Source organism: Emticicia sp. C21 (genome assembly GCF_003418935.1).
Lineage (GTDB): Bacteria > Bacteroidota > Bacteroidia > Cytophagales > Spirosomataceae > Emticicia.
In genome coordinates, this window is record NZ_QVMT01000006.1 from 165,715 (window position 1) to 182,303 (window position 16,589).

A 16,589-nucleotide genomic window follows, 5' to 3' on the forward strand; every position below is an offset into this window, starting at 1 on the left:
ATAAGTTTGAATATTTAAACCAATATCTTCTCAAAAACATCCCCTTCTTTTACGCCAAAAGCATTTAATGTTTCACCCTCCAGATACCCGAATTGCGAGTAAAGTATTTTAATATCCAAAGCAGTATTCTGTATACAGCTCACCTGCATGCCATTGGCAGAGAGTTGTATCACTTCTCCTGCTTTCTTGCTTGAAGCGCTACTTGTTTTTGCTTCAATAATCTTTACATCAATGCCATTGATACGGGCAATTGCGCCACGATTCCAGGGATTACAGGCTTTTATCAAAGCCAGAATCTTCTCTGCTTTCATGGTCTGCCAGTTAATGATAATGTCTTTAGCTGTAGGTATTGGCAGTAGTACCTGATTTCTCTTGGGTTGAGGCTTCAGACTCAAGGTATTTTTCAATATTTTGTCTAATAACTGAAAAACGCCATTGATGCTCATATGGCTATAATTGGTTTCAACAATGCCAAAAGTATTGATTGGTTTGATTTCAAAAGGAATTTCTATGGCAATTGGCCCTGAGTCGAAATTCTCATCGATTTGATGAATAGTTAGAGATCCTTCTTTTTCCTGATTTTTTATTTGCCAGAATACCGGGAAAGTTCCACCATAAAGGGGCAATTTCCCGAAATGAATATTATAAAAACCCAGTTGGGGTAGTTTTAAAACCTCTTTCGGAATTTTATAAGAAAACCCTAAAACCAATACAATATCGGCTCTGGTTATACGAATCCAGCTTGACAATTGCTGAGCAAGATTCTCCTTTTTAAAAATGTGAGGTGTCAACTTTTTTTGCTGACAAATGACCGATAAGTCGTTTGAAAAGTCAGTTTTTTGTTCTTTAATACCCACACCAGCCAGAATTCCTTGTGAATCTAACCAATGCAATAGGGGGAAAGCAGATATGGTATTACAAATCAGGGCTACTCTCATAGGGTTTGTAAGATAAAATGGATGACCTTTTGCACAGATTGCGCTATACTTTCCTGATTGGTATCAAGCACTAAATCGGCATTTTGCGGAATTTCGAAAACATCGTTCACTCCCGTCAGATTATTGATTTTTTCAGGGTGACCTTCCGGCAAAAAAGCCCTTCTGTATAGTCCTTTGGTATCGCGGTGTTTCAATGTTTCTATGGCACAATTGACCCAGATGGTTTTTGCGCCATACTTATCCTGTAATTCCCGGCGAATCTCTTCATAAGGGTTTATGGCTGCGATGATAACAATGATATTGTTCCTTGTTAATATATCTGCCACAAAACCCATTCTACGGATATTCTCACAACGGTCTTCTTTTGAGAATCCTAAATCTTTACATAAAGTTTTTCTGAAAATATCGCCATCCAATAGCTCAACTTTGTAGCCTAATTGTTGCAAATGCTCTTTTACATGACTTGAAATTGTAGTTTTGCCAGCTCCTGAGAGCCCCGTCATTTGTAAAAGCATCATCTGAACGTGTTTCAATTTTGAAATGCTAATATAATTTTCAAAAACTATAAAAGCAAAAAGGTGAAGAGCGCACTTTAATCTATAATGCCGTAAAAGTTTTTGCCTTTTATAGTCTTAGCTATGCTACTCAGAACACTGTTTTACCAATCATAATTGAGACTCAATTGTCGGCAACCCGACAATTTGTTATTTATAAGTCAGATACATTTGTTGTGTAAAACCAATCGATGTATGTCTGAAGCATTAGCTGTTTTATTACTGACAGCCTTCATAAGTTTTGTTGGCTCTATTCAACCCGGACCAGTAAATCTGGCAGTAGTACAGGCCACACTTTCCCGTAGCTTTAAAACTGGTATTTGGGTTGCCATTAGTGGAACACTACCCGAAATCATCTGCACAATAATTGCTCTTAAAAGCCAGAATTTATTAACAAAAAATCAAAAGGTATTTGAAATCTTAGAACTGGCATCTATCCCTTTTTTTTTGCTAATCGGCATTTACAGTTTCTATTACGTATCCAAATCGAGCATAGAGTTAAAGGTTACTACCCAATCAAAAGAGATTTATAGCGGATTTATCAAGGGTATACTCAATCCTCAATTACTACCTTTCTGGGTAGTGGTATTGGTCTACCTCCAGTCATTTTTCAGCCTACAATCATTTAGCTCACAACTCTCTTTTGTCGTTGGGGCAGCTTTAGGAGCATTTCTTATTTTACTGATTTTTGCCTGGCTAGCCTATCGTTTTCAAATCAGACTACTGAGTTTATTTGAGAAGTATTCGCTTGACAAAGCTATCGGGCTATTTTTTGTCGCCATGTCGGTATTTCAAACCTTCAGAATTTTTCTATGAATTGTCATTGAGCCGACAATTGGGCTTTTATTAATCTGCCAATTTTGTAAAAAATAAATCTCTATTAAAATGAAAAACAAACCAGTTCTGATTGTTATTCTCTTATTATTATTCTCAGGAAGCGTTTTTGCTCAGGAAAAAGCCGTTTACGAAAAAAATGGAATAGCCATTAATGGCTATGACCCTGTAGGCTATTTTACAGAAAGCAATGCCATTGAAGGCAAAGAAACATTCAGTTATGTCTGGAGTAACACTAAATGGCTATTCATTTCTCAGGAAAATTTGGATGCCTTCAAGGCTAATCCGGCTAAATATGCGCCACAGTTCGGTGGTTTTTGTGCCTTTGGTGTAAGTGAGAACCATAAATCACCAACCGACCCGAACGCCTGGACAATTGTTGATGATAAACTTTACCTGAACTATAGCAAAAAAGTAAAAGAATTATGGTCGAAAGATATTCCGACACGCATCAAAAAAGCCAGCGATAACTGGCCTTCTCTCAACAAGTCTAAAGAATAAATCTAAACAATACCCAAATGAAACTCCGATATTTTTTTATATGCCTGCTACTAGGTTTATCAATTGAAGGTTTTGCCCAATCTGCCACCAGAGCAAAACAGTTTAATCTTGAAAACGGTCTGGCAATTCAGGGCTACGATCCGGTAGCATATTTTAATCAGAATAAGGCTGTAGAAGGAAATAAGCAATTCAGTGTAAATTTTGAAGGCATAACCTATCGCTTTGCCAATGCAACTAACAAAGAAGCATTTTTAAAAGACCCTAAAAAATATGAACCTCAATATGGCGGTTGGTGTGCCTATGCGATGGGAGCTACAGGCGAGAAAGTAGAAATCGACCCGGAAACCTTTAAGGTTTTAAACGGAAAACTCTATCTTTTTTATCATTCATGGGCCAATAATACACTGCCAAAATGGAATAAAGATGAGGCAAATCTCAAATCGAAAGCCGATAAAAGCTGGATGAATATTTTTCAATAATCGTGCTATAAAATCAAATGAAAACACTTAAAACAGCCTCCTGGGTTTTACGAATTATAGCCGCCGTGATTCTTTTACAAACGCTTTATTTTAAATTTACGGCACATCCAGAATCAGTAGAGTTATTTACAAAGCTCGGTGCTGAACCCTGGGGGCGAATTGGCACGGGAATTTTAGAACTAATAACAGGCATATTGCTATTAATACCAGCCACAGCATTTATTGGTGGATTTCTTGCAATGGGTTTAATGTTTGGCGCAATTGCTTCGCATATACTGGTAATTGGAATAGAATCAAAAAGCGATGGCGGGCAGCTATTTATGCTGGCGATTATTGTGTTAATTTGTTCGATGGCTATACAGATTATTCATCACAAAGAGGGTAGGGCCATTGCTGAAAAATACCTTCCGGCATCTATAAATCAATTTTTCAAAGCAATTACATGAGGCTACCGCTTTCAATTATTAAAATCTTTAATTACGAATACTGGCCCTGGTGGGTTTTCTACTTGCCAATGGCTCCCTATTGGCTTTATCTGGCATTCAAAACCCGGTCATTTACGTATTTCACTTCTGTAAATCCGGGTATTGAGGCCGGCGGCTTTTATGGCGAAAGCAAGATTGATATTCTAAAGAAAATCAACCCGCAATTTTTACCCAAAACCGTTTTTATTGATAAAAATAACGAATTTGAAGAAGAAGTTATTCATTTATTAAAAAACAGCCATTTGGCCTTCCCGTTAATTGCAAAGCCGAATATCGGCGAAAGAGGAACAAATGTGGCCAAAATTGAAACGATTGAACAATTAAAGAATTATCATTCGTCAACTCAGGAAGATTATATAGTACAGGAATTCGTTAGTCATCCCATTGAATTTGGCGTGCTTTTTAGCCGCCTGCCAAACGAACGAAAGGGAAAGGTTTCTTCGCTGACTATGAAAGAGTTCCTGACTGTTACGGGTGACGGGAAATCTACCATCAGAGAGTTAATTGAGAATTCTACCCGAGCCCGGTTTCAATTAGAAGTGTTAGAGTCGAAATTAGGCGAAACTATCCATGAAAACCTTGCTGAAAACGAAAAGCTTTTATTGGAACCCATTGGTAATCATTGTCGGGGAACGAAGTTTGTCAATGCCAATCATCTGATTAACGAAAAACTGGATGAGGTTTTCAGTAGAATTGCTGAAAGCTTTGAAGGCTTTTATTACGGAAGATTTGATATGAAAGTAGCAAGTATTGAAGACTTATACAGAGGCGAAAACATAAAAATAATGGAATTAAACGGCGTCAGCTCCGACCCCGGACATATCTACGACCCCAACTATCGGCTCTGGCAAGCCTACCGGGATTTGCGCTGGCACTGGAAACGCAGCGCCGAAATAAGCATTCACAACCAGAAAAGAGGATTTCAGCCATTGCCATTCAGCGAAGTATGGGCAATAATTAAAAAGCATTTTATGTAGATATAGGAGACAATCAGTATATTAGCATAGAATATTACTCAGGACCCTTAATGAATCTTGATACAAAATACTGGTATCTGCGAGACCATAAACTTTTCAGTGTACTTTCTTCATCAGAATTGAAATCAATATGTATGATAACGAACTTCAAAACTGCCAGGAAGGGAGAAATAATTTTGTTTTCACACGATGAAAATACAAGGGTTTATTTTCTCAAAAAAGGAACACTGAAAATTGTAGAAATAGATGAAAAAGGGAATGAAATTGTAAAAGACCTTATACAAAAAGGAGACATTTTCGGCGAGTTTACCTTAACCGAAACACAGTCCGATGAATATGCGGTGGCCGTTTCTGATAACGTGATTTGTTGCAGTTTCAGGATGGACGATTTTGAACAAATGTTAGAGAAAAATCCTCAATTGGGTCTTTCGTATACCAAATGGATGGGATTCAGGTTTAAAAGGCTTCAAAGTAAATATTCAAACCTCATGTTTAAAGATGTTCGAACTCGTTTCATGAGCTTTTTAGAAGAATGGGCATCCAAAGAAGGAACAGCTTCAGCCGATGAGGTGACCCTTAAAAATTATCTTACTCACCAGGATATCGCCAGTCTGATATGCAGCACCCGCCAGACAGTTACCCAACTCTTCAATGAATTCAAAGAAAAAGGTATTTTAGACTACTCCCGTACTGAAATCATCTTAAAAAAAACAGCATAAACTTCCCATATTTTTTTGAGTTCGGTCGTCCAGCCGACAATACAGATGTCAACAACCCATGATATTTGTATGGTAAACTCAAAAAATTATGAAGATATATCTCGTAGGTTTATGCTTTGCATGGGCTTTGGTCTCTTGCCAGAAAGAAGTAATCAGTAGCAATGATTCTACATCAAATCCTATACCGTCATCAGGTACATTCAACTCAACCGGACAAAATCTTCTATTGCAGGGCAACTTTGAAAATGCCGTACATAGTACTTCCGGAATTGTGAAAATTTACGAAGATAAAGACAAGAGGCGCACTTTAGTTCTGGAGAATTTCAAGACCGATGCCGGGCCTGACCTCCGTATTTACCTTGCGGAAGATAAATCTGTAACCAACTTCATTCAGATTACCGACAAAGTGCAAAACGGTAATATTTCGTTACAAATCCCATCAGATGCTGATTTACTTAAGCAAAACCATGTATTGATATGGTGCAGAAAATATTCAATATTATTTGGCTTTGCCCAGGTTAAATAATCACTTCTCTAAATAAAAATCACCATGAAAAAAATCATAATGTTCCTGCTTTTAAGCCATACATTATCAGCGCAATACATATACCCTAAAACGCAATGCAACTTAGATTTAGCCGTTGCTTTTGGGTCTGCTTTTTCGCCATCTATTTCCTATCAGAATCTGTATGGCATTGGTAAAACTGACCGCTTTAAGATTGGTTGGGGAGTACGACTAAATACATTCTTCAGCGGACAAAAAAACTATATCACTGCACCCGCAAGGCTCACTTCTGGTACACAGAGTATTGTAGCGCTATTTACTGAAAATATTGCTGGTAATCTTGATACATTGCAACTGACAAAATCAAACCTTAGTAGTGTAAATGGCACAATTGTATTGCAATATAGCTTCAAAAAACTTGATTTAGGGTTTAACATTGATTTCATCGGCTTCTCATTTGGTGGTAGGCAAACAGGCAAATTCGTTGCCAGCGAATCAAAATCATTGCATGGAACCACACAAACAGCCAAACCAACTCTATTCAACTTATTATTAATCAGTGATAGCGATAGGGGTAGCTTGAATTCAGAATTATATTTCAGGTATTGGGTAGGCAATCAATGGGCGCTTCGTGCAGGAGCAAGTTTTCAATTTCTGGAATATACCACCGACAAAACTTTAACTTTTGAAAACGACCGTTTCCGCCATAAAGCGTTGCTTCCCTTTGTAGCAATTACTTACACACCTTTTAAAATGACTGCTAAAGATGCCAAATAATTCATTCAGAAGCATTTCATTAGTGTTTTTGCTGTTTGCAAGTGTGCTTACTCAGGCGCAAAATTGGAAACCGTCTACCGCAACAATAACTTTTACAATAAAACACGCCTTCGGCACAACTGCCAATGGCTCGTTTAAGGGTTTTACAGGAGTTATAGTCTTTGACCCTAAAAACCTCCCAAATGCAAGTATGAAAGCCAGTATTGATACTAAAACCATTGATACAGGCTTAGAAATACGCGACAAAACACTGAGGGGCAGCAATTATTTTGATACCGAAAAGTACCCTAAGATTTCGCTGACTTCAACCAGAATCGAAACAGGAGCAAAAGAAAATGAGTTTATAGGATACTTTAACTTAACGATTAAGAAAACTACTAAAAACATACAAATCCCTTTTTCTTTCATCCGGAACAATTCAATGGCGCAATTGAAAAGCACTTTCGAGATAAACCGGCTAGAGTACGCAATAGGCGAGAAGAGTTCACTTCTCAGAGATATTGCCACTGTTTCAATCACCTTAAATGTTCAACAATAGAATGACACGACAAACATCAATAGAAGTAATTAATCAACTGAAAGATTTACTCAATCAAATAAATTCAAACGAATACACAGAAAGCCTTGCAGTGTTGAATGAGAGTAGTATCGGGCAACATGTAAGACATACGATTGAGTTTTTTCAATGCTTAATTAAAGGCAGCTTAACTGGCATAGTAGATTATGATGCCCGGGAGCGTAATTTATTAATAGAAACCAATCTGCTTTTTGCACTGAATGTTTTAACTGAGATTGAACATAGTGTTGCAACTGAGCCGAATCTCTATAGAACACTTAAGATTAAGGTAAATTACGGCGAAAACAACTTTGAGTTCATCGAATCAAATTTCATGCGTGAATTAGTATATATGATTGAGCACTCCATCCATCATTTTGCCTTAATCAGGATTGGCATTCAGGAGAATTTCAGACATATACAGATTGAGCCAACCTTTGGCGTGGCATATTCGACAATCAAATACAAACAGGAAATCCTCGCTTTTGAAAATTGATTACCGTCTCTTTTAATAGTACAATTCGAGCAATTCGGATTATTTGAACAATTCTAAATTTTTCAATAGTCATGTGTGTCCTGACTTATATCCCTACCCAGAATAAGGGTTTTATTCTTACCTCCAATCGAGATGAAGCCGTATCCCGCGAGGTAGCTACTCCACCCAGAAAATATATGATTAATGGGCACACTATTTTTTTCCCGAAAGACCCTCGTGGTGGTGGCACCTGGATTGCCAGCAGTGGAGAAATGACCTTATGCCTCCTGAATGGCGGCATCACCAAACATATTTCACAACCACCATACAGGCAGAGTAGAGGTAAGGTTATTCTTGATTTCTTTAAGTTCAGCAGCGTAAACACCTTTATTGATGACTACAATTTTACCGGAATAGAACCCTTTACATTAGTCATTATTGAGAATACTCAGGAGTTGATGATTCACGAACTGAAATGGAATGGACAAATACTTTCTAACAAAAAAATAGATACATCAAGACCTCGTATCTGGTCGTCGGTTACGCTTTATTCTCCAGAAATCATTGAGAGGAGAGAACAATGGTTTACCGATTTTCTGCAGCAGCCATTAAACCCTGAGACAGTGCTTGGGTTTCATCAATATGCCGGTGTAGGAGATATCAGAAATGATATCAGAATAAATCGTGACAATATGCTCAAAACAGTTTCAACAACGCAATATGTAATCAATGAGAAACTTTTTACAATCTATTATGAAGATTTAGTGACCCAAAAAAAGTATAATTACAGGGTGATTGAGTAATGGTCTTCCAAATCAGGTGCACAATTGTAAAAATCCTGTATCAGTTATAACAATATCTCCTTCTTCTACTCAAAATCGGGAATAATACTATTCAGAATATCTGGTATTTTGTTTACCTCGCTAATTTTTTCGTCCAGTTTTTCAATTTTTTCTTTCCAACTATCGTCAGTAAAAACCAGGTCGGTTGTTGGAGCTTCATGAGGAAAGTCTGTATAAGGCGAAAATCCTCCAACTGTGTCTAAGCAGATTACTCCCCTTTTCATTCCCTCCCGAATTTTATTCTGTCTTTTCCTCACAAGTGCCTGCGCAATTAGTGCCGTATCTGCAATTGCTTCATTTATTTTGATACTCATATTTATTGTTTGATTTTCTCCGGGTAAGCTGTAATAAATCTATGCCACTAGGCTATCAATTCAGCAACCTGCCCGAAATCATATTCTTTTACCACATAATCGGCCACTCTGTCTATTTTTTCACAGGTAGCGCAAAAAGAAATACCAACACCAGCCTTCTCTATCACGCATACATCATTCTCGCCGTCTCCTATCATAATCGTGTCTGCCGGATTAATCGAATAGTGTTGACAGATATACGTTAAAGCATGGGTTTTACAAAACTCATGTGTGCAGGTAGTATGCCTGTCGGGGAAAAAATAAGAAGGAATTTTTACTTCACCTGTAGCTATACCATTAGAAAACTCCAGTTCATTGGATAGGGCAAAGTCTAAACCCAACTTGTTTTTCAGGTTTCTGGTAATACAATCATAGCTATCAGAAATAATACCGATTATGAAGCCTCTTTCTTTCAAAGTATCTACCAATTGATAGATATTAGGGGTCAAGGGAATACTATCTGCTACTTTTAATAGTTCCTCCAGCGATTTACCTTTCAGTAAGGTCGCTATCTGCTTGGTGCGTGTAACAGGGTTTTTCTGCCGTCTGACAATTTCATTTAATTCAGGGACAAAATCGAATTCCCTGGCAGCGGTATGAATAAAACTCTTTCTGGTAATGGTGTTATCCATATCAAAAATGGCGATCTTTTGCAGGTTTTGCAGATTTTCGTGGATAGCTATATCCATTTGCTGGTTAATAACCTGAATATCTTCATACGTTTTTAAATCATGCGCGCCTTTAAATCTTGATTTTGACAAAATGACGGAAGCTACTTGTCTGGACATTTTACCTAGTTGCAAAATACTCTGCATACGGTTTTCGATATGGCCAATATTAACTTCCACTATTCTGGCTTTCAGATGATACATATCAATCAATAAACCAATATCAACGCCATACCCTTCTTCAAAATCAACTTTCATTAACAGACTCCTTTTGCCGGCAATCATGCCGCTCAGAGGTTGGCGGAAAGTGGGGAATTTAGGGTATAGGATAGAGAGTAAGGGTTTAGCTACCAACTCGGTTACTCTACCGGCTTGTCTGGTAAAATAAGACTTCACAAAGTCAGCTTCGTTGCTTAAAAGTGGTTTGCACAGTAATTCAACCACATTGGCAGGATATGTAGTAATATCGGCATCCAGAAAAGCAATAATTTCATTTTTTGCATACAATGCACCATCTCTCATAGATGTGCCCTTACCCTGCTTATTACTGATAATCACTTTGGCTCCGTGTTTTTTGGCAACAGCAACTGTATTATCTTTTGATTGATCATCCACTACCAGTATCTCAGTTACCTGCGGATTATTTTTGGCTATATCAATGACACATCCGATAGTTTTTTCTTCGTTAAGTGCCGGAATTACGACTGTTATCATATGTTCTTTATTTAATATGAGTGGTTATTACATGCTTACTCATCACGTGGTTCGTTTCAGGCTTGACACACATGACAGGTTTTTTTGTATGATTAAGAATTTTCTGGGTATAAGGACCCAATGAAAAGAATCCCCAGTCATCATCCATTACCGGATTAATCACCAGAAGCTCTGCATCGCAGGCATCGGCATAGTCCAATACAAAATCTGCTATATCTTCACAAATCTCGTTTCTGTGAACAAAATCAATACCCTGGTTCTTTAAATTAAATGCCAGTCCGTTTATTTTGTTGGTCAGGCAATCGAATGAAGTAAAATCGGTAAAAGGAGCAACTCCTAAAAATTCTATCCGGGTAGAAGGCGATTTTAAAAAACGGGTAACGATTTTAAATTTATCTTCAATTTCTTCCGTCCTTCTTATTGGCAATAGTATATTCCGGAAGAAGAACTTTTTATAGTATACGGGTATTGCCAGCACCGGACAGGCGACATTTCTCATGACAGTATAAGTATTGCTGCCCATAAAAAAGTCTCTTGTACCTGACAAGCCATGTGTTCCCATGACAATTAAGTCTACATTAAGTCTTTCAGCAAATTGTTCTATACACTCAGCCGCATGAATATCGCTAATAGATGTATGGGCATAGACAGTGATATTGTACTGCTTTTCCAGTGCCACCGATAGTTTTTTCAGCCCTTTTTTATTCTGCTGTTCCAATGCTTGCCATACTTCCGGCCTTCTGTCGAAAGATATATCATTGCACTTTGGGACTATTATATGTAACAGATGTAGAGCCGCCTGATCTCTTTTAGCTATGTTAATAGCTATCAGTAATGCGTTGTTGGCTGTTTCTGAAAAATCAGTCGGAAAAAGTATGTTTTCAATCTTATCATTCATAGGCTTGTTCTTTAAATAAAGGCTGAACTTATCTTGGCTAATACGCTCATTTAAAAGAACCAGAACCTTTTTCTAACCTTGAAGTCAACACTTCCAAGATATTCATCTACCGTATACATTTTTGCAGTGTATATTCCCGGGGGTAGTTTTTCCTGTGCTATAAACTCAAAATCTACTTCCTGAGGATTTTTATAGAAATCAACAAGCTTGCTTTTATGTACTTCTGTCAACAGGTCCTTTTTGTCCTGCCCTCTTACTATGGTAGTTTTTATCCAGCCATCTATGGCATCATTATTTTCATCGCGGATACTTAAATGAACCGCTTTAACATCAGCATAGATGGTCTTGAAAATTTCAGGAATAAAAAAAGAAATCTTTATTTTCCGGGCGTCTTTTAGCATGCCTCTTAGCTCTGTAATCTCTACACAGAATTTATCAGTGGTCATTATCATTTATTATTTTTAACAGCAGTTTGTCGAAATTATACTTCTATTTATTATTCAAAATCAGTAGAATTACTGATAGTTTGGTAGTGTTTAAGTGTTACTTATCTATAGTCTATTCTCAAAAATATTTTGCTTTTTTATAGAGAATACACAAATTTCCTTGTTATGTATTAGAGCCAACTAAACGGGACATTAGATTTAGCTTAGAATTTCTGACCATTTTTTTAAGGTATATGAAAATATTAGTAGTAGAAGATGAACTCAAAACCATACAGGCGATCAGGCAAGGCTTAGAAGAAAATCATTACGAAGTAGATATTGCCTATGATGGGTTAATTGCCAGACAATTAGCGCTTCGTAATAACTATGCCTGTATTATTACAGATATTATTATTCCGGGCATTAATGGGCAAATGCTTATAAACGAATTGAGAGAGGCAGGAATAAGAACACCTGTATTGATACTTTCAGCTTTAGGCGAAGTAGCAGATAAAGTTGCCGGTTTTAATGCGGGAGCTGACCAGTATCTGGTAAAACCTTTTCAATTTTCTGAATTATTGGCCAGAGTCAGTGCATTGACTAAACGGGCATCAGATGTATTAGTAAGCAATCATATTATCAAATTTGCCGACCTTGAAGTAAATACAGGTTCCAAAGCCGTCAAGCGAGGCGGTAAGCGAATAGAGTTAACAGCTTTAGAATTCCGGTTGCTTGAATATTTCCTGAAAAATCAGGGTTGGGTATTATCTAAAATACAAATTGCCGAAAATGTATGGGATGTAAATTTTGATAAACGTACCAACTATGTAGAGGTTTATATTAATTATCTGCGTAAGAAGATTGATAAGGATTTTCCAAAAAAACTGATTCATACTGTCATTGGTATGGGCTATGTATTAAAAGAAGAATAGCGTATGTCTCTCAGAAAACAGCAGACCCTCCGATTTGTCGCAGTAGTATCAGGCATTCTTTTTACGGCTCTGGTTTCTATTTATTATTTCATAGCCTATTTTCTGGATGAGAATTTTTTTCGGCGCTTAAATAACAGAGCAGAAACCGTAGCTAACTGGCTTGAACAAACCATAGAAAATCATGAAAACATTCGTCTGCTTGAAAGGCTTCTGAAGTCACGCAAAGACCAGATGCCCTCTGAGGAAACGCTGATATATACTCTGAAGAATAAGTTAGTATTTATATTCAATAACAATGTGTATGAAACTATTGATACAACCAGATTAGAAGAGATAAAACTTCAGGGGAAATCAGAGTTTATGGTCGATGACTTTAAAGCCGTAGGCATATTATATAAGACATCTACCCAATCTTATATCATTATTGCACTAGCTCGTGATGAATATGCCATGATATTCCTGAAACAAATGCGATGGATGATGCTGGCTTTAATTGCTATCTCCTTATTTGTGGTAACTATCGTTGGGTGGGTATATGCAAGAAAAACAATGGAACCCATCGAGAAAATCAGTCAGGAACTAAGCCGGATTTTTCCAAAAAATACGAATTTAAGACTTAGTAAATTTGAGGGCGACAATGAAATCAGTCAATTAAGTGAAACCATCAATCAATTATTAAACAGAGTAGAAGAGGGAATACATTTGCAGCAAATGTTCATTGCCAATGTTTCACACGAACTGCAAAACCCACTAACCAGTATTTCTTCTCAGCTGGAAGTAAGTTTATTAAATGAGCGTACCAATGCTAATTATAAGCATACCATTCAATCGGTATTAGAAGATACCACCGATCTAATTGAATTGGTGCAAAACCTACTTAACCTGTCCCGTGCAGATGGAGACATCAATCATTTATTGGTGGAGAAAGTAAGGATAGACGATATTATCTGGGAGGTACATGACATGGTGACAAGCAATAATGCTCATTATAAAGTTCATATCCATTTCACTGCTTTACCTGAAGACCCGGAGCATCTGTGTGTTGTAGGTAGTGATGCACTTTTAAAAATAGCCCTGTTTAACCTTGTTGAAAACGCGTGTAAGTTTTCTTCTGATAATGAGGCTTTCATCAGCCTTTCAGCCAGTGCTAAACAAAAGAAAATCAATATCAGAGACAATGGCATAGGTTTAAGCAAAGAGGAAATAGAAAAAATATTTCAGCCATTCTATCGCTCCGAAAAAAGCGCAAGTATTAAAGGCTATGGAATTGGACTCTCTCTGGTAGACCGGATTGTAAAAATACATAAAGGCAAGATTGAAGTAAATTCAAAACTTAATAGAGGTACGAATTTTACAATCACTTTTGATACCTAGCTTAACTAAAGAATACTCATTTAATAAATATATGCTGATAAATTTCATAGAAGCAACAGTGTCTGTATTACACTGCCCCCAATAAGTATCTAACTTTTTTGGGGCAGTGCAGAATTATAACAAGCATAATAATAAGAGAGCCCACCTAATAAAAATTATCGAATGGGGCTTATTATTAAAATTAATCAAATTTTCAGGACGCTACGTCCCATTCAATTATCCAATTAGCATCTATAAAATATTCTTCAACATCATTGAAGTTTTCAAGCCAATTGTCGTACGCTTCACCTTTCCCGTCAAAATTTTTGAAAATATTGATATAGAAGCCGCCAGTTTCGCCACTAGTATCATCAATTACCTCTACATACCAGTCTAAGTAATTACCTTGTTTTATTTTTCCAATCTTATTTATTTCAATTTTTTCTTTCATGGTATTATTGGAATATGATGATTTACAATCATTTTATTATTGGTAGGGTTAATAATTTCTAAATGAACGTGAGGTACATTTGGACGGTGAGAACCTGCAATAGAGAAAGCATCCATTTTATATTGGCTTACAGTCCCATCCTTATTAATAGTTTGACTACGATATACACCTGAACCACTTTGTCCAATTTCTTTTGCATTGTTACCTGCAAAATTAACACCTGCTTCTAATGCCTGAGCTTCTGTTAAGGTATGACTACTTGTTATATTGCCCTTACCAGCATTTGTTTCTGCAATGACAGCTTTTACTGCTCTTGAAGTTTGAGATTTACTTGTTTGAGCTAATAATTTACCTTCTGTACTTTCACCTGGAATGATGGATACAACATCCGCCAAAGCACTTAACGTTTCTTTTACTATTCCTTTGAAAGAATTGTCTACAGGTTTTTTGGTAAGTTCTGTCTCAAATACTTCTTCACCATTCTCAACTTTGTATCCTGCAAGTAAATCTGAACCAAAGGCTCTCAGTGCTGTATTGTAAATAGCGTGTTTGGTATCATAGAATGAAGTAACAGCTAACTTAGCAAATAAAAATGGGTCATCAGATGGGTCATCGCCACAACAAGGCTCACCTAAAGCAACGTTCGGTCAATGCGATTAATTGGATTATTTTGAGCAAAATTGTATGTGGTTGACCACACTCTCATTTTTGCCAACACATCCACCCTATCAAACCTCCCAATACTCGCATTATAACTCCTTGCGCCAAAGTCAATTCTTCTCAGATTAAACGTACTTTCTTTCTATTTATTTTGATATTTCGGTATGAGAAAATTCATCAAACCAAGTTCCTGATGCTTTTGGTGCATCTAAAAATCATAGAGAGTCCAATCATAATAAGGCCCACCCAATAAAAATTATCAGATGGGCCTTATTATTAAAATTAGTTAACTTTTTTCAGAATGAGAGATTATTTTGAATGTATTACTTTAAGTATTTTACAATTATCTTTTTGGATTTCCATATAAGGGGTACCACCATCTTTGTTATTTAATGTTCCTTCTACAATCCAAACACCGTCTTTTCTCAAAGTAGCTTTATATGGTTTTTTTTCTAATACATTTTCTCCATATATATTCACCCAAACCACTTCAGCTATCCTAACGGCTGTTTCTTTATCTGGAACAAAACCATCTTTAATAGTCCAATTTTTTCTTCCACTTTCATTTTGGCAGCTCATGCTCAAAAATACTATATAGATTAATAGTCTTTTCATTTTCTTAATTTTTGATTGTAGAAACTCCTTCTCCAAGCGGAATAAGTATATAATTAACAATTATATCAATTATTCTTTGTTTAGGTTCATTTTTTGGTAAATTATTTATACTTACATTATTTAAACGAGCTGGGTCATTTGAGTCACTTGGAAGGCTTTTATCTAAAACAGTTACTTTTTGGGTTGATGGATCATATTTTTGTAAAGACCCATTAGGAGTTGTAACATAGTTAGGAACTCCGCGTATGTCAGCATTACTTTTGTCTGTGGGCGAAAAGTTATTATTATCATAATTTGGATCATAATTACCATGTGCATGAACAGTGCCAACTCTTTCCCCTTCAAATGTACCACTAACACTTACACTTGCTATATCTCCTTGATTTGGTTTCGTATAAGTAAAATATGTCGTGCCAAGAAAATCTTTTGTTTTAATAATCGTTGAGCCAAACTCAGTTTTAGCTGCAATGGAATTATCATTATACGTCTTACCAAAGTCACGTGCTGCATCATCCGCCGTCTTGAATCTATCTCCAGGGCCAAATAAAACCGCTCCCATTCCATCAGGGTCAATAAATCTTAAAGGATTACCAAAAGCATAATTATAAGTACTCCATCTTCTCATCTGGTCTGCCAGCGGATCCACCCGGTCAAACCTTCCAATACTCGCATTATAACTCCTTGCTCCAAAGTCAATTCTTCTCAAATTAAACGTACTTTCTTTCTCTTTATTTTGATACTCAAATCTATTTTGAAAAGCATTAACTAGTCCTGCATCTTTTAAAACAATCCCCCATGTATAATATTAAGAAAGCCCACCCAATAAAAATATCAGGTAGGCTTTCTTGTTAAAATTAGTTAAATTACTTTAGGATGAG

Annotated in this window: 23 protein-coding genes and 1 pseudogene; 13 read left to right on the forward strand and 11 right to left on the reverse strand. The window is 36.7% G+C overall.

Annotated elements, in window-relative coordinates; all coding sequences use genetic code 11:
- Positions 1-14 precede the first annotated feature (14 nt).
- Together D0T08_RS15350 and cysC are read right to left on the reverse strand one after the other, a co-directional pair.
- Positions 15-938 (reverse strand): methionyl-tRNA formyltransferase, encoded by a 924-nt coding sequence (locus D0T08_RS15350; RefSeq protein ID WP_116983549.1) that lies wholly within the window; start codon positions 936-938, stop codon positions 15-17.
- Positions 935-1,456 carry an adenylyl-sulfate kinase gene (gene cysC / locus D0T08_RS15355; RefSeq protein WP_116983550.1) on the reverse strand — a complete coding sequence of 174 codons (522 nt, stop codon included), beginning with the start codon at positions 1,454-1,456 and terminating at the stop codon, positions 935-937. The genes D0T08_RS15350 and cysC overlap by 4 nt, the downstream gene beginning before the upstream one ends.
- Positions 1,457-1,687: 231 nt before the next feature.
- On the opposite strand from cysC, the gene D0T08_RS15360 reads away from it, so the two are divergent.
- The 11 genes from D0T08_RS15360 (at position 1,688) to D0T08_RS15410 (ending at position 8,603) form a co-directional block, all read left to right on the forward strand.
- The gene (locus tag D0T08_RS15360) at positions 1,688-2,308 is read left to right on the forward strand and encodes a LysE family translocator (RefSeq protein WP_116983551.1); all 621 of its coding nucleotides are present in this window, start codon (positions 1,688-1,690) and stop codon (positions 2,306-2,308) included.
- Positions 2,309-2,377: 69 nt separating this feature from the next.
- The gene (locus D0T08_RS15365; protein ID WP_116983552.1) at positions 2,378-2,827 is read left to right on the forward strand and encodes a YHS domain-containing (seleno)protein; all 450 of its coding nucleotides are present in this window, start codon (positions 2,378-2,380) and stop codon (positions 2,825-2,827) included.
- Between the two features lie 17 nt (positions 2,828-2,844).
- Positions 2,845-3,306 (forward strand): YHS domain-containing (seleno)protein, encoded by a 462-nt coding sequence (locus D0T08_RS15370; RefSeq protein ID WP_116983553.1) that lies wholly within the window; start codon positions 2,845-2,847, stop codon positions 3,304-3,306.
- A 17-nt stretch (positions 3,307-3,323) separates the two neighbouring features.
- Positions 3,324-3,752: a DoxX family protein gene (locus D0T08_RS15375; protein ID WP_116983554.1), complete on the forward strand. Its 429-nt coding sequence runs from the start codon at positions 3,324-3,326 to the stop codon at positions 3,750-3,752.
- Complete coding sequence (locus D0T08_RS15380) at positions 3,749-4,768, forward strand: hypothetical protein (protein WP_116983555.1); 1,020 nt, start codon at positions 3,749-3,751, stop codon at positions 4,766-4,768. The genes D0T08_RS15375 and D0T08_RS15380 overlap by 4 nt, the downstream gene beginning before the upstream one ends.
- Positions 4,769-4,818: 50 nt before the next feature.
- On the forward strand, positions 4,819-5,487 hold the full coding sequence (locus tag D0T08_RS15385; RefSeq protein ID WP_116983556.1) for a Crp/Fnr family transcriptional regulator: 669 nt from the start codon (positions 4,819-4,821) through the stop codon (positions 5,485-5,487).
- 88 nt (positions 5,488-5,575) lie between these two features.
- The gene (locus tag D0T08_RS15390) at positions 5,576-6,013 is read left to right on the forward strand and encodes a DM13 domain-containing protein (RefSeq protein ID WP_116983557.1); all 438 of its coding nucleotides are present in this window, start codon (positions 5,576-5,578) and stop codon (positions 6,011-6,013) included.
- A 24-nt stretch (positions 6,014-6,037) separates the two neighbouring features.
- Positions 6,038-6,769, forward strand: coding sequence for a hypothetical protein (locus D0T08_RS15395; RefSeq protein ID WP_116983558.1), 732 nt, complete (start codon positions 6,038-6,040; stop codon positions 6,767-6,769).
- Positions 6,759-7,307: a YceI family protein gene (locus tag D0T08_RS15400; protein WP_116983559.1), complete on the forward strand. Its 549-nt coding sequence runs from the start codon at positions 6,759-6,761 to the stop codon at positions 7,305-7,307. The genes D0T08_RS15395 and D0T08_RS15400 overlap by 11 nt, the downstream gene beginning before the upstream one ends.
- A gap of 1 nt (position 7,308) precedes the next feature.
- On the forward strand, positions 7,309-7,821 hold the full coding sequence (locus D0T08_RS15405) for a DinB family protein (RefSeq protein ID WP_116983560.1): 513 nt from the start codon (positions 7,309-7,311) through the stop codon (positions 7,819-7,821).
- A gap of 71 nt (positions 7,822-7,892) precedes the next feature.
- A complete protein-coding gene (locus D0T08_RS15410; protein WP_116983561.1) occupies positions 7,893-8,603 on the forward strand; it encodes an NRDE family protein in 711 nt (236 codons plus the stop codon).
- Between the two features lie 65 nt (positions 8,604-8,668).
- Here D0T08_RS15410 and D0T08_RS15415 read toward each other — a convergent pair whose 3' ends face one another.
- Genes D0T08_RS15415 through D0T08_RS15430 form a run of 4 tightly spaced genes read right to left on the reverse strand, consistent with a single transcriptional unit; the run spans position 8,669 to position 11,721 of the window.
- The gene (locus tag D0T08_RS15415; protein WP_116983562.1) at positions 8,669-8,956 is read right to left on the reverse strand and encodes a hypothetical protein; all 288 of its coding nucleotides are present in this window, start codon (positions 8,954-8,956) and stop codon (positions 8,669-8,671) included.
- 47 nt (positions 8,957-9,003) lie between these two features.
- The gene (locus D0T08_RS15420) at positions 9,004-10,377 is read right to left on the reverse strand and encodes an HAD-IB family phosphatase (RefSeq protein ID WP_116983563.1); all 1,374 of its coding nucleotides are present in this window, start codon (positions 10,375-10,377) and stop codon (positions 9,004-9,006) included.
- A gap of 7 nt (positions 10,378-10,384) precedes the next feature.
- Positions 10,385-11,275 (reverse strand): universal stress protein, encoded by an 891-nt coding sequence (locus D0T08_RS15425; RefSeq protein ID WP_116983564.1) that lies wholly within the window; start codon positions 11,273-11,275, stop codon positions 10,385-10,387.
- A 50-nt stretch (positions 11,276-11,325) separates the two neighbouring features.
- Positions 11,326-11,721, reverse strand: a complete 396-nt coding sequence (locus D0T08_RS15430; RefSeq protein ID WP_116983565.1) for a hypothetical protein — start codon at positions 11,719-11,721, stop codon at positions 11,326-11,328.
- 233 nt (positions 11,722-11,954) lie between these two features.
- On the opposite strand from D0T08_RS15430, the gene D0T08_RS15435 reads away from it, so the two are divergent.
- Complete coding sequence (locus D0T08_RS15435) at positions 11,955-12,632, forward strand: response regulator (RefSeq protein WP_116983566.1); 678 nt, start codon at positions 11,955-11,957, stop codon at positions 12,630-12,632.
- A gap of 3 nt (positions 12,633-12,635) precedes the next feature.
- Positions 12,636-14,006 (forward strand): HAMP domain-containing sensor histidine kinase, encoded by a 1,371-nt coding sequence (locus D0T08_RS15440; RefSeq protein WP_116983567.1) that lies wholly within the window; start codon positions 12,636-12,638, stop codon positions 14,004-14,006.
- A gap of 193 nt (positions 14,007-14,199) precedes the next feature.
- Here the strand turns inward: D0T08_RS15440 and D0T08_RS15445 are convergent, their stop codons facing one another.
- From D0T08_RS15445 to D0T08_RS28130, 5 genes and pseudogenes are all read right to left on the reverse strand, one after another.
- The gene (locus D0T08_RS15445; protein WP_116983568.1) at positions 14,200-14,436 is read right to left on the reverse strand and encodes a hypothetical protein; all 237 of its coding nucleotides are present in this window, start codon (positions 14,434-14,436) and stop codon (positions 14,200-14,202) included.
- Positions 14,433-14,831: a hypothetical protein gene (locus D0T08_RS15450; protein WP_116983569.1), complete on the reverse strand. Its 399-nt coding sequence runs from the start codon at positions 14,829-14,831 to the stop codon at positions 14,433-14,435. The genes D0T08_RS15445 and D0T08_RS15450 overlap by 4 nt, the downstream gene beginning before the upstream one ends.
- 574 nt (positions 14,832-15,405) lie before the next feature.
- Complete coding sequence (locus tag D0T08_RS15455; protein WP_116983570.1) at positions 15,406-15,711, reverse strand: YbbC/YhhH family protein; 306 nt, start codon at positions 15,709-15,711, stop codon at positions 15,406-15,408.
- Positions 15,712-15,715: 4 nt separating this feature from the next.
- A complete protein-coding gene (locus D0T08_RS27800) occupies positions 15,716-16,270 on the reverse strand; it encodes a DUF4329 domain-containing protein (protein WP_304465952.1) in 555 nt (184 codons plus the stop codon).
- A 9-nt stretch (positions 16,271-16,279) separates the two neighbouring features.
- Positions 16,280-16,504, reverse strand: a pseudogene (locus D0T08_RS28130) (RHS repeat-associated core domain-containing protein); the annotation flags it as partial.
- Positions 16,505-16,589: the final 85 nt, after the last annotated feature.